The sequence below is a fragment of the Vicinamibacterales bacterium genome (genome assembly GCA_041659285.1).
Taxonomy (GTDB): Bacteria; Acidobacteriota; Vicinamibacteria; order Vicinamibacterales; family UBA2999; genus 12-FULL-67-14b.
Window position 1 is genome coordinate 106900 of record JBAZYO010000001.1, and the last position, 12622, is coordinate 119521.

The 12622-nt window shown below is 68.7% G+C and carries 10 protein-coding genes; 3 read left to right on the top strand and 7 right to left on the bottom strand.

Features of this window, described 5'->3' with window-relative positions:
• Positions 1 to 101: 101 nt before the first annotated feature.
• Positions 102 to 524, top strand: a complete 423-nt coding sequence (locus WC815_00475) for an SET domain-containing protein-lysine N-methyltransferase (GenBank protein MFA5907230.1) — start codon at positions 102 to 104, stop codon at positions 522 to 524.
• On the top strand, positions 521 to 2905 hold the full coding sequence (locus WC815_00480; protein ID MFA5907231.1) for a SpoIID/LytB domain-containing protein: 2385 nt from the start codon (positions 521 to 523) through the stop codon (positions 2903 to 2905). The genes WC815_00475 and WC815_00480 overlap by 4 nt, the downstream gene beginning before the upstream one ends.
• Positions 2906 to 2954: 49 nt before the next feature.
• Here the strand turns inward: WC815_00480 and WC815_00485 are convergent, their stop codons facing one another.
• From WC815_00485 to WC815_00515, 7 genes are read right to left on the bottom strand one after another with little or no spacing between them, the layout of a single operon-like run.
• Complete coding sequence (locus WC815_00485) at positions 2955 to 3356, bottom strand: type II toxin-antitoxin system VapC family toxin (protein ID MFA5907232.1); 402 nt, start codon at positions 3354 to 3356, stop codon at positions 2955 to 2957.
• Positions 3353 to 3586, bottom strand: coding sequence for a hypothetical protein (locus WC815_00490; protein ID MFA5907233.1), 234 nt, complete (start codon positions 3584 to 3586; stop codon positions 3353 to 3355). Before WC815_00490 ends, WC815_00485 begins: the two co-directional genes overlap by 4 nt.
• Before the next feature lie 40 nt (positions 3587 to 3626).
• Complete coding sequence (locus tag WC815_00495; protein MFA5907234.1) at positions 3627 to 4751, bottom strand: PilT/PilU family type 4a pilus ATPase; 1125 nt, start codon at positions 4749 to 4751, stop codon at positions 3627 to 3629.
• Entirely contained in the window at positions 4718 to 5446 is a 729-nt protein-coding gene (locus WC815_00500) for a hypothetical protein (GenBank protein MFA5907235.1), read from the bottom strand. The genes WC815_00495 and WC815_00500 overlap by 34 nt, the downstream gene beginning before the upstream one ends.
• Positions 5443 to 10164, bottom strand: a complete 4722-nt coding sequence (locus WC815_00505) for an MG2 domain-containing protein (GenBank protein MFA5907236.1) — start codon at positions 10162 to 10164, stop codon at positions 5443 to 5445. The genes WC815_00500 and WC815_00505 overlap by 4 nt, the downstream gene beginning before the upstream one ends.
• Positions 10161 to 10829 carry a DUF1175 family protein gene (locus WC815_00510; protein MFA5907237.1) on the bottom strand — a complete coding sequence of 223 codons (669 nt, stop codon included), beginning with the start codon at positions 10827 to 10829 and terminating at the stop codon, positions 10161 to 10163. Before WC815_00510 ends, WC815_00505 begins: the two co-directional genes overlap by 4 nt.
• Positions 10830 to 10844: 15 nt before the next feature.
• Complete coding sequence (locus WC815_00515) at positions 10845 to 11483, bottom strand: HAMP domain-containing sensor histidine kinase (GenBank protein MFA5907238.1); 639 nt, start codon at positions 11481 to 11483, stop codon at positions 10845 to 10847.
• A 124-nt stretch (positions 11484 to 11607) separates the two neighbouring features.
• Between WC815_00515 and msrP the strand changes: the two genes are divergently transcribed.
• Positions 11608 to 12579 carry a protein-methionine-sulfoxide reductase catalytic subunit MsrP gene (gene msrP, locus WC815_00520; protein MFA5907239.1) on the top strand — a complete coding sequence of 324 codons (972 nt, stop codon included), beginning with the start codon at positions 11608 to 11610 and terminating at the stop codon, positions 12577 to 12579.
• Positions 12580 to 12622: the final 43 nt, after the last annotated feature.

Sequence of the window (12622 nt, forward strand, 5' to 3'; positions counted from 1 at the left end):
GCGCGACAATGTATCATCCTCTTGCTACACTGTGCACTTACCTGCGGCCCAGCTTACGAGGCCGTTAAATCATCATGCCAGCGCGTTAATCACAGCTACAGATGCCCAAAGCGACGACCCTCCCGAAGATCCTCCGCAAACGTTCCAAGCTCCACGGCTACGGCGTGTTCGCGATGGAACCCATCAACAAGAACAAGCGCATCATCGATTACGCCGGTGAGCTGATCACCAACAAGCAGAGCGAGAACCGGGAAGATCGCTACCTGAAAAAGGGCTGCATCTGGGTGTTCCGGGTCAACCGCAACTGGAGCCGCGACGCGCACGTCGGCGGCAACAACGCCCGCTTCGTTAACCACTCCTGCAAGGGCAACTGCTGGATTGACGTGGACGGCAAGACCAAGACCATCTGGATTCGCGCCTCGAAGCCCATCGCCAAGGGCGAAGAGTTGACCTACGACTACAACACGGAAGGGGACAAGATCATCCCCTGCCTGTGCCGGCCGGGCTGCAAAACCAAGCTATGACCTGGCGGCGCGGCGCGATTGCCGTGGCCCTCGTCGCCCTGGTCGGCGCCACCCACGCGCCCGCCTTCGCCAAGGCTTCCGCCTCCGCTGAAGCTACGGCGGACAAGTCGGTGGACAGGCAGTCGCCCCGCCTCCGCGAAGACCAGCCGGCGGGCAAGCCGCCCGCCGGCGTCGCGTTTTTCGTCCGCAGCCTCGACAACCCCCGCGACCGGCGCGAAGCCCGCGCCGACATCCTCGACACGCCGGTCCTGCCCGGCTCGATCGTCAAGGCCGTGGCCCTGGTGGCGGCGCTCGAAGACGGCGTCATTCGCGCCGGCTCGAATCACCGGTGCCGCCGCACGGTCACTGCCGACGGGCAGACGTTCGTGTGCGCGCATCCCGACCTGAAGCGGCCGCTGTCTCCCGCGGAAGCGCTCGCCTATTCGTGCAACGACTTTTTCGTGTCGCTGGCGCCGCGGCTGTCACGCGACAGCCTGAACAAGGCGAGGCTGGCCGCCGGCCTGCCACCGATTGCGAGGGGCACGCCGATGGCGCCGGCGCTGGTCGGCCTGGCCGGCCCGCGCACCAGCCCGCGCGCGCTGATCGACGTGATGGCGCGATTGGCCGGCGCCGGCACTGACAAGCCGGTGCCGATGCGGGCGGAGACGCGCTCCGTGTTGCTCGAAGGGCTGCGCGGCGCCGCCGAGTACGGCACGGCGTCATCGCTGAAAGGCGCCGGCATTTCCGCGCTCGCCAAGACCGGCACCATCCTGATGCCGAGCGGCGCCGCGCTGGGCCTCGTGGTGGCGCTGACGCCGGCAGACCGCCCCACGCGCGGTATCGTGGTCGCGGCGCCTGGCGGCGCCGGCGTCGATGCCGCCGCAATCGCGTCGGATGTGCTCACCCAGCGCACCGCAGCATCCGCCTCCGCTCGCGTTCAATCAGGCGAGCTTCGGCGCGACCTCGCCGTAGCGGCCTCCGGCCGCGAAGGCGGGCCCCTGGCACCGATCAGGTTGGGCCGCACATTGGCCAGCGGCCGAACCCGCGTGGAGACCGTTCCCGTGGATGACTACATCGCCCAGGTGCTCGCGGGCGAAGGTCAGCCGCGCGCCGGTGATGCCGCGCAGCAGGCCCTGGCGATTACCGCGCGGACGTTCGCCATGGCGAATCGCAATCGCCATCGCCGAGAGGGCTTTGACCTGTGCGACACCACGCACTGCCAGGTCGTGCGGCCGGCCACCGCGACGACCCGCCGTGCCGCCGTGTCCACGTCAGGGCGGATGCTCCTCAACCAGGGCCTGCCGGCGTTCGTCTTCTACTCGGCGTGGTGCGGCGGGCGCTCGGAGCTGGCGTCGGCGGTGTGGCCCGGCGCGGTGGACTACCCGTACGAGCCGTCCGTGCATGACGACGCGTGCGAGGGCGAGCCCGGGTGGGCGAGCGACGTGCGGGTGGGCGACATCGAACGTGCGCTGCGGGTGGCGGGGCTGCGGGGCGATCGCCTGCGCGACATTCGCGTGCTGGCGCGCAACACGTCGAACCGGGTGTCGCGGGTCCGCGTCGAGGGCTTCACGCCGCCGGAGATGAGCGGCCACGAGTTCCGGATGGCGGTGGGCCGCGTCGCCGGCTGGCAGTCGATCAAGAGCACGGCCTTCGACATCAAGCGCACCGGCAGCGGCTATCACTTTCGCGGCCAGGGCTTCGGCCACGGCGTCGGCCTGTGCGTGATTGGCGCCGGCAACCGCGCCGCGAGAGGCGCGACGGCCGACGAGATTCTCCGATTCTATTTCCCGGGCTTGACCGTCGGCGCCGGCTCCGATCGGACCCTGACCACCGCGGCGGCACCCGCCGCCGCGGCCTCCGGCCGCGAAGGCGGACGGGCCTCGACCGACATCGCCCTTGCGCTGCCCGGCTCCGAGGAGGCCGATCGCAACACCGTGCTCGCGCTGATCCGCGAGAGCCGTGACGACGTCGCCCGTGCGACCGGCGCGATTCCGCCGGCGCGCTTGCGCGTGACCGTGCATCCGTCCGTAGACAGCTTCGGGCGCGCCACCGGCCAGCCGTGGTGGGTCTCCGGTGCGACCGACGGATCGTCGATCGACGTGCTGCCGCTGACGGTGCTCAGGCAGCAGGGGCAACTCGAGCGCACGCTGCGCCACGAGGTGGCGCACGCGCTGCTCGACGGCGCGCTGTCGAAACGGCCGATGTGGGTGAGGGAAGGGGCGGCGGCGTACTTCGCGAGCCCATCGGCATCGCGCGCAGCCGGGTCGCGCGTCACGTGCCCCAGCGACGCGGAATTGCTGCGGCCGATCTCAGCCGGCGCCCAACGTGACGCCTACGCGAGGGCCGAGACCTGCTTCGCCCGCGCGATTGCGGACGGCAAACGTTGGGACCAGGTGCGCTGACCGCGCACCCAGATGCCGCAGTGTTGGCGAACTCGAGCGCCTCACCAGGTCAATCGGCGACGACGAGCGCCACCCGGTTGGCGACCCTGGGCGCGCGTGCCAGCCGGCTATCGCACGTCAACACCACGGTGTCGAGCACCTCGGCCAGCGCCACGTAGACCGCGTCGTATGCACTCAGGTTCTGTCGGAGTTCCCACACCCGTTCGAGCAGCGGTTCGTGCGCATGGCGCTGCAGATCCAGGGCCCGCAAGTCTTCGATGGCGGTCGATGCCTCCGAGGCCTTCAGCTCACCCGTGCCGGCCAATCGTCGAAGCACCTGTGCGACCTCGATGTCCGCGAGGTGAGGCACATGCACGCCGAGGCCAGGGTCGGCAATCCGCCTGGCGACGGCCTGTCCAGAACGGGTATTGAGGAGCAGTTCTACCAACGCGGAGGCATCGAGCACGATCACCGCCCGTCGCGCTCCTCACGAATGATCTCCGCGGCGCTGATCCTGAGCTTGCGGACCGGGCGGGCGCGGAGCCGCTCGATCACTTCGAGGCGCGTGGGCCGATCCAGCGCTTTGCCCACTTCACGGAGGATGTAATCAGACATCGACATGCCCTCCATCGCCGCCCGGGCCTTGAGCCGGCGATGAAATACCGAGGGCACGTTACGGATCTGGACCATCGTGCGTGACATGTGACAACGATATGTTCATCGCTTTATCATGTCAACGGAGCTAGCGCAGCAGGCCTTCCAGTTCTTCGGGATGTCCCGAGCGGACCATGGCGTCGGCGCGCGTGATGGCGCCGGCCCTAACGAGACGCGCCAGCGATTCCTCGCGCGTCATCGACCCCGCCTTCCGGGTCATGGTGATCTCCTGATGCAGGTGCTGCAGCGCGTCCTTGCGGATGTGTTGGCGGGCGCCGTAGCTGACCATCAGCAGCTCCACCGCGGGGATGCGTCCGCCCGCGGTGCGCGGAATCAGCGTCTGGATCAACACCGCCGACAGCGCCAGCGACAACTCCTGGCGAATCGTGTTCTGGCGTTCGTTCGGGAACGAGTCGCAGATGCGGCCGATCGACGCCGCGACGTCGGTGGTGTGCAGGCTGCTGAACACCAGGTGGCCGGTTTCGGCGGCGCTGAGCGCAATCCGCATGGATTCGTGATCGCGCATCTCACCAATCACCAGGATGTCCGGCGCCTGGCGCACGGCCGCGCGCAGGGCGGTGGGAAAGTCCGGTGCATCGACGCCGACCTCGACCTGCTCAACCAGGCCCGCCTGATGCGCATGCTCGTACTCAATCGGGTCTTCGACCGTGATGATGTGCCTGGCCTCGCGCCGGTTGATGGCGTCCACCAACGCGGCCATCGTAGTGGTCTTGCCGGAGCCGGTGGCGCCGCCGATCAGCACCAAGCCGCGGCCGAGCCGCGAGAGCTGCTCGACCTCCGGTGGCAGGTTGAGCTCCGACAGTGACGGCACGCGCGACGGCAGCACGCGAATGGCGGCGGCGGGCCGGCCCCGCTCGTGATGCAGGTTGACGCGGAACCGTCCGAGCGACGGCAACCGAAGCGAGGCGTCGGCGATGCCGGTGTCGCGGAATTGCCTGGCGGCATGTGGCGGCAGCAGCGGCGTGATGGCGCCGGCGATGTCGTCGCCGTCGAGCATCACGTCGGCGACCGGCGACAGGAATCCGTCAACGCGGACGGACGGGGCACTGCCGGCCACGAGCAGGAGGTCGCTGCCTTTGCGCCGGACGACCTCGGCCAGCCAGTCTTCGACCCGGCTCGAGCTTTCGAGCAACGGGGCGGTTGCCGAGGCCGAGGCGTTCAGCTCGCCGATGAGGGCGTCGAGGTCGTCCATGTGGCTTGCCGGATGATAAGCGCGACGCCGATCGCCATCAACAACGCGGTGACCGACAGTTTCGCGGCGATGAACATCAACTCGACCGACGTCGCCGGCAACCCCTGCGGCCGCCATGGGGCCAGGTAGATCCACGGCGCCGCCACGAACAGTGCGAACCAGAGCGTCGCCAACGCGAGGCGGAGCGGCGACACCGCGTGCTTCAACCAGGTCGCACGCGCGAGGCTGGGCCAGCCGGCCAGCGTAATGGCGGCCATCAGCGAGAGCGCCAGCATCGGCGCGGCCACGCCTTTCATCCAGATTGCGGCCCAGTCAATCGCCCGGAACAGGCCGGACAGATCGCTCCATCCGAACCGGGCGATGAACCATGCGTTGATCTGACCGCTGTAGAGCGTCACCCGGTCGGTGACGCTCCCGACCAGCCACCACACCGCGGCGAACACCAGCACCGCCGGCACGATCGCGGCAGCACCGGTGATGGCGGACCGCAGCACCGGCACCGACAGGCCGCGCGCCCATCCCTGGATGGCGCCGTTGACGGTCACCGCCAGCAGGAAGAACGCGACGGCCAACAGCAGCGCCGAGACCGCGAGGCTGCCGACAGTGGATTCCGGCGTGATCAGGAACGTCCAGTAGGCGCCGCCGGTCAGGGCGGCGCCGGCCAGGATCCAGAGCGTGATGGCCGCGAGCTTCATCGCGCGCCTCCCGTGGGCGCGGTCACCACGAACGTCTGCGGTTCACTGGACGCATGCACGCCCGGCACATACATCGGCGACACCTGCGCGGGAATGGCGCGGAATTGTCCCGGCGCGATCACTTTCACCAGGTAACTGTATTCGTAACGGCCGCGCTCGAACGTCTCCTGGAAGAACACGGTCCGCGAATCGCGGTATTCGACGCGCGAGCCGAACCACCAGCCGTCCGCGGTCTCGCGTTCGAGCGGATACGCCGTGGTGTCCTGGATCGCCTCCACGCCGGCCGGCAGCGGATCGTCAATCGCCAGGTATCGCCACTCCGGCGAACCCGCCACGGTGAGGCGCACCGTGAGGACGTCGCCCGGCTTGGCCGTGCCGGTGAACGGCTGCTCGCGATAGACGATGCGGCCCTTGACGGTGACCGGGGCGAGGATCGCGTACTTCCGCGTGATCGCCAGTTCGCGCGACCCCTGACGCGCATCCGCCGTGGCCGTGTCGTAATACTCCGCTGCCGCGGACCAATACAGCGCCGCTTGTCCCGCCGAAGCCGACGGCGAAGGCGGATCGCGCTTGACCAGCCGCACCTGGTTGGCGCCGGCGTTGGCCGGCACCGACAGCACGAGCGGGTCAGGCGCGGTCATCGCCGCCGCGGTGAACGAGCGCCGGCCCACGTTGTTGCCGTTCACGAACACGTCCACCGAGAACGGCTGCGCCGATTCGTTGCGGGCCTGCATGAACGACAGCAGGCCGTAGATGGCCGTCGCGGTCTGCTTGGTCGTGGACCAGTAGCCGGCGGTGCGGTTCAGCATCATCCAGCGCACGGCGCGCTCGACGAGCGGATTCCTGGGGTCGCGGCGGGCGAGGGCCTGCACCGCGAAGGCGGTCGCCTCGATGCTGGTCTCCGCGGCGTCGAACAGGAGCGGATCGTTCGCCACCGCCCACCACGACACGTCGCCGCGCGTCTGCGCCTCGCCGGCCAGCGCCAGTGCCAGCTCGTTGCCGCGCGCGTCCTTGACCTCGTCCAGCAACAGCAGCAGCAGCGCGCGTCCGTACGCGCTCATGCGGCCGCGCCCGCTCCACGCTTCATCAAGCGCCGCCGCGTGCGAATACTTGTGTTCGACGCCGTCGGCGTACCACGAGATCACCGGCTCGCTGGCGGCGGTGCGCTGCAGCACGTAGGCCTCGTAGACCTTGAGGTCGGGTTCCACCCGCGGGTAGGTCTCGTAGAGCTGGGCCAGGGCGCGGGCGCCGTTGCCGATGCGGTGTTCGGCGACCTTGATTCCCGCGCGCCGCGCTTCATCCAATCCCCACAACGCATAGGCGGTCATGAAGGGATGGTTGCCGTCGGACTTCCACCATCCCCAGCCGCCATCGTCGTGTTGATAGTCGTAGAGCCGCTGGATGCCGGACGAGACCTGGCGGTCGAGCGCCGACAGCCGTTCGGTCGGCGCCAGCTTGAGCTCGGTCAGCGCGCGCGTGACCAGCAGGTTCGGCAGGAAGCTCGACAGCGTCTGCTCGGTGCAGCCGTAGGGATAGGTGGTGAGGAAGTCGAGAGCGCCGAGCATCGAGCCGGCCAGCGACGGCGCCAGCGCGATGGAGATGGTGCGCGCGGCGGGATTCGACGCGTCCGGCACCGTGACCACGGTGGTGGCTTCGCCGGCGCCGACAATCGACCCGGATGAGCCGAGTTCGCGCCGGATGCCAAACGGCAGCACCGGCAGGGGCAGTTCAACCGCGTCGCTGTCGTGCTCGGTCTTCGCGGTGGCGGTGATGGTCGCCGCGCCGACGGTGCGCGCGTTGAAGCGCCAGTCGTCGCGGCGCTCACCGCCGCTCGGCAACGCGGACGAGGTGGCCGCCGAGGAGGAGGCGGCCTCGAGTCCGGACGCCTGCACGGCGACGGAGGCGGTCTGCGTATCCGGCCGGTAGTTGTGGACCATCGTCGGTACCACGACCTCATCCCCTTCGGTGAGGAAGCGCGGCGTGATCACGCGAACGATCAGATCCTTGGTGGTGGTCGTGCGCGCCACCGCGACGCCGGCCCTGGTGTCGTCGGTGATGGCCCGCGCCGTCAGGCGCCACGTGGTGAGGGCGTCCGGGTAGTTCACGGCAATGCGGCCGCGGCCTTGCGCATCGGTGACGAGGTCGCCCACCCAGTAGATGGCGTCGGGGAAGTCCTTGCGCACCTCCGGCTGCACTTCCTTGTCGCCCTTGAAGTCGGCCAGCGTGAAGGGACGCCGGCCGCGCCGGGCCAGCTGCAGGCGGTCGCGGCCGGAGTAGCCGGTGAAGTAGTACTCGCGCGAGAACGTCGTGGCCACGCGTGAGTACTCGCGCCGGTAAAAGAAGCGAATCGGGTCGGGCGTGTCGTCGGCCTTCACGCCGTAGACCGCCTCGTCAATCACGGCGAGGCTCACCTGCGCGCGCACCGGCAGACCCGCCTGGTCGGTCACCAGCACGGAGAAGGCGCCCGGTTGGCGCGGCTTCGACACCGCCTGGTCGGCGGTCACCGACACCTGCAGCGTCCGCGCTGTCGCCGGCACGCCGATGCGGCGCTCGGCCCGGCTCAACCGCCCGTCGCGCAGGTAGGCGATGCTGACGAACACGTCGCCGACATCGCCCTCGTCGATCGGGATCTCGAGCGCTTCGGTGGCGGTGGGCCGCATCAGGCGGAACCACGACACGTGTTGCCCTTCCTTGGTCACCAGCACCGGGCCGGTGATGGTCTCGCCCCGCACGATCAGCCGCGCCGATTCACCCGGCTGATACGACTTGCGATCCGCGAGCAGTTCCAGATAACGGTCGCCCTCGTCGGTGCTCGTCTCGCTCGGCCCCGGCACCCACAGCCACACGTCGTCCTGGACGGTGCGATCCCCGCTGGGCGCGGTGGCACGGATGCGGAAACTGCCGGTCTGGTTCGGCAGCGTCAGGCGAGCCACGGCGCGGCCGTCGGCGTCGGTGGTGACGCCCGACTCGCTGATCTGATCCACTTCGGGCTGGTTGTAGTAGCCCTCCTTGTAGGTCAGGCGTTCCAGGGCCAGCATGACGGGCACGTTCGCCTGCGCCGCGCCGGTGTAGTCGACCGCGCGGACGGCCACGTCAACGGGACTGCCGGCGCGGAACACCGAGTTGGTGGTCTGCGCGGAAATCAGGAACGAGCCGAACGTGGCGTGCACGACCGTGTTGCCCGACACTTCCCGATTGGCGGCGTCGGTGACCTGCGCCTCGATGCGGGCGCTGAAGTCGCGGCCGTTCTCATCCACCGCGAGCGGGATGCGGACCTGCGCCTTGCCCTCGGCATCCAGCCGCGCCGTGCCCTGCGCCGCCTGGTTGTCGCCGTACCAGTAGCTGCTTTCTCCGCCGTCGAGGCCATCGTCCCACCGCAGGGGCGAGTAGTACGGCTGCTGATTCACGACCCACCGCAGCTGGCCGTTCGCCACCGGCTGGCCGAAGTAGTAGCGCGCCTGGATCGAGACGACCGCGTCGCGTCCCTGGCGCTCGAATCGTGATGCCGGTGTCACGATCACTTCGAATTCCGGCTTCCGGTATTCCTGCACTTCGAAGCCGCTCGTGGTCTGGAAGTCGCCGCTTTGGACGCGCAGCGTGTAATTGCCGAGGGCCGCGGTCGGCGGCACCGGGAAGCTCACCAGGACGGCGCCGAACGGATCCACCTTGACCTGGCGGCGGAACACCACCTTGTCGTTCGGGTCCGACGCCACCACCTCGACCTCGGCGCGATCGAACTTCGCCAATGCATCGAGATGCCGCCAGCGGAGCACGGCCTTGGTGTGCACGGTGTGACCGGGCCGATAGATCGGCTTGTCGGTGTAGATGTAGCCGGCCAGTTCCCGCGCCGGCTCCTGGAGCGACCACGCGCCGGGATCGGTGGCGGCCATTTGGTCGCCGCACTGGGCAACGCCGACCACGTCTTCCATCCGCTGTTCGGGAAGGGCCGCTTCAAAGAGCCCGTCGGGCGAGGTGCGTCCTTCGGCGACGGTCTTCTGCGACACGATCACGCGCACGGCGCAATCGGCCGACGGCTCGCCGGTGAAGCGGTTGGCGGCGAAGAACAGCATCTGGCCGGGCGAGGTTTTCGTGACCAGGCCGACGTCGGAGACGATCACGATCGTGTAGGCGCGCAGCAAATCGTTCACGGCCTCGACCAGGTAGATGCCGGGCTGGCGGAGGTCCACCGGCACGCGCCGGACTTCCGCGTCGCGCCGGTTGGGCAGCAGTTCGCGCCAGGTCGTCACCACCTGGTCGGGGTTGAGCAGCGGGACCTGGGCGAAGGTGTTCGCGTTGAGCACCACGCGCTGCGAGACCTCGGCCTGGTCGGTGGCGGCGCGCCGGGCCGCGCGGTAGGTGTGGCTGGCCTGCGCCCGCGCGAAGCGCCGCGCGTATTGCCGCTGGCCGCGCTTCCAGTCAGCCAGCCGTTCGAGCCAGGTTCGTTCCTGCTGCACGTCCACGTCGTCGCTGCCCAGTTGATGCGGATCGCGCAGGTTGGCGAAGAAGGTGAAAGGGTCGCGCACCTTGTAGATTCGGAAGTCCAGGTGCTGGATGCGGCGGAACGTCAGGTAGAAGTTCGGCGCGTCCCTGGTCGTGAAGACTTCGCTCGTGGACAGCGAGAACGCCGGCCGTTCCTCGGCGTCTGACTGCGCGAGCGCAGGCAGGGACGTGAACAGCAGAAGGAACGAGGTGAGAAGCAGCGAGGTGATTGTCTTCATAAGACCGCCAGGCGATACACGCCGACGAATCGCGGGTTTGAGGTCTGCGGCCGCCAGCGCGCGGCCGGATGCTGTTGCAGCGTGGTGAGCCGGACCTTGCGGACTTCGCCGGGGCCTTGGTCCGAGGGGCCCGTGTGGTACACGACCCAATCCTCGCCTTCGGCCTCGAACAGCGAACGCCCGACGAACACCATCAGGTGGTCGGGTTCGTTCTGTCCGGGCTGGCGGAAATACAGGAGGTCGCCGGCGCGCAGCGCCCTGGTGTCGCGGCCCAGGTGCCGGGCGTTGAGTCCGATCAGGGTGCGGGCGTCGGCGAACTCGGCGAACCGGGCCCGGGGACCGGCGCTGACCTGGAAGAGCGGCCACCCGTTGGCGCCGGCTTTCGGCGCCGATCGGACGTCGGCGAACTGCGGCGCGAACGGCAACGCGGCGCCGCGGACCCACTCGGGGGTGTGCGCGCGCATGGCTTCGCGGAACGCATGGCGAATGAGCGCCGCGCAGTCGGTCACGTCGGCCGTCGGGCGCTCGAACTGCGCGTCGGCCAGCAACACGAACCACGACCGGAAGGCCGCCCGGTCCGATTCGTCGGCCAGGCGCGTCTGCGCCACCGGCTGCGCAATGCTCGCCAGCACCATGAACAGCCCCGCACCCAAGCACTTCAGCACTTCAGCGCTCCAGGCTCACAGTTTAACGACGAACCCGGCCCAGCGTCCGGCCACCCAGCGCTCGCGCAGCCGGCCGCCGTGGGCCTGGACCACGGCATCCGCAATCGGCAGCAGCAAGCCGGTGCCGCCGCGCGAGAAGTCCACGGCTTGCTCGACCACCGTCCCGCGCCCGAGCGACCGTGGTTGCACGATCACCTTCGCCGCCGACCGGCCCTTGGTCAGCCGGAGATCGAAACTGGTGGAACCGGCCTGTGCCCTGGCCAGGGTGACGATCAAGGTGCAGAACACCCCGCGCAGCCGCGCCTCATCGACGCGCATCCGCACGTCCACCGGCGCCACCACGTCGAGGTTGACGTCCACATCCTCCGGCATCTCGACTGCCTGCACGGCCTGGTTGAGCACCGATCGCAACGACATGCTGCGCAGCGTCAACTTGAGGCGGCCGTCTTTCAGGTGCGCCAGCTCGCTCAGCTCGTTGAGCAGTGCCACGAGACGGTCGGTCGCCCGGGTGAGTTCGGTGATGACGTGGCGGGGCCGCTCGCCAAGCGTCGGGTCCTGCTCGAGCAGCCGAAGGTAGCCGCGGACGACGCCTGTGGGCCCCCTCAGCTCGTGCGACGCCAGCGACAGCAGGGTAGGGAGTGCGGTGTCGGGCATGTCATGGCTAATATCCCACATGACGCCGCTGCCCCCTGCGCGGCGTCTCAAGGGGGGACCGGTGCGGTATCATCGGCGGGGAGCAGGGGCGCTATGCAGTGCGTCCGGGGCCTGAGGGATTTCTATGCTGATCAAGAAAGCCGCCGACTTGCGCGAATCCGACGTCACGCCGAAAGAGACCTACCTGCGGCGACGGGAGTTCCTCGCGGTGGCCGGCAGCACCGCGGTGGCGGTGGCCACCAACGGCCTCGGCCCGGTGTTCACGGGCCCGCCGACGGCGGCGGCGCAGAATCCAGCGGCGCAGAAGCTCGCCAACCTCAAGCACAGCCCGTTCAGCACCGACGAGAAGCTGAACTCCTACAAGGACATCACCACTTACAACAACTTCTACGAGTTCGGCCTCGACAAGGCCGATCCGGGGAAGTACGCGCACACCCTCAAGCCACGCCCGTGGAGCGTCGTGGTGGAAGGGCAGTGCGCCAAGCCCGGTACCTACAACATCGAAGACATCATGAAGTACGCGCCGCTCGAAGAGCGCATCTATCGCCTGCGCTGCGTCGAGGCGTGGTCGATGGTGGTGCCGTGGGTGGGCTATCCGCTGAGTGAGTTCCTCAAGCGCTTCGAGCCCACGTCGAAGGCGAAGTACGTCGAGTTCAAGACGCTGGTTGACACGCGACAGATGCCCGGGCAGACCGAGCCGGCCCTGAACTGGCCCTACGTCGAGGGCCTGCGCATGGACGAGGCGATGCACCCGCTGACGTTGCTGGGGCTCGGCCTCTACGGCGAAGTGCTGCCGAACCAGAACGGCGCCCCCATTCGCCTGGTGGTGCCGTGGAAGTACGGCTTCAAGAGCATCAAGTCGATCGTCCGCGTGCGCTTCGTCGAGAGCGAGCCGGTCAACACGTGGAAGCAGCAGCAGTCGTCCGAGTACGGCTTCTTCGCCAACGTCAACCCGCAGGTGGATCACCCGCGCTGGACGCAGGGTAGCGAGCGGCGCCTCGGCGAGTTCTTCCGCCGCAAGACGCTGATGTTCAACGGCTACGGCGACCAGGTAGCGTCCCTCTATTCGGGGATGGACCTCCGCAAATTCTATTGATCCTCCCTGTAGGGCGCCCCTTTATGGGGCGCCGTGATCCCGC

Coding starts and splice junctions, on each gene's coding strand:
- WC815_00475 (MFA5907230.1), top strand. CDS start 102: ATGCCCAAAGCGACGACCCTCCCGAAGATCCTCCGCAAACGTTCCAAG.
- WC815_00480 (MFA5907231.1), top strand. CDS start 521: ATGACCTGGCGGCGCGGCGCGATTGCCGTGGCCCTCGTCGCCCTGGTC.
- WC815_00490 (MFA5907233.1), bottom strand. CDS start 3,586: ATGTCACGCACGATGGTCCAGATCCGTAACGTGCCCTCGGTATTTCAT.
- WC815_00495 (MFA5907234.1), bottom strand. CDS start 4,751: ATGGACGACCTCGACGCCCTCATCGGCGAGCTGAACGCCTCGGCCTCG.
- WC815_00500 (MFA5907235.1), bottom strand. CDS start 5,446: ATGAAGCTCGCGGCCATCACGCTCTGGATCCTGGCCGGCGCCGCCCTG.
- WC815_00505 (MFA5907236.1), bottom strand. CDS start 10,164: ATGAAGACAATCACCTCGCTGCTTCTCACCTCGTTCCTTCTGCTGTTC.
- WC815_00515 (MFA5907238.1), bottom strand. CDS start 11,483: ATGCCCGACACCGCACTCCCTACCCTGCTGTCGCTGGCGTCGCACGAG.
- msrP (MFA5907239.1), top strand. CDS start 11,608: ATGCTGATCAAGAAAGCCGCCGACTTGCGCGAATCCGACGTCACGCCG.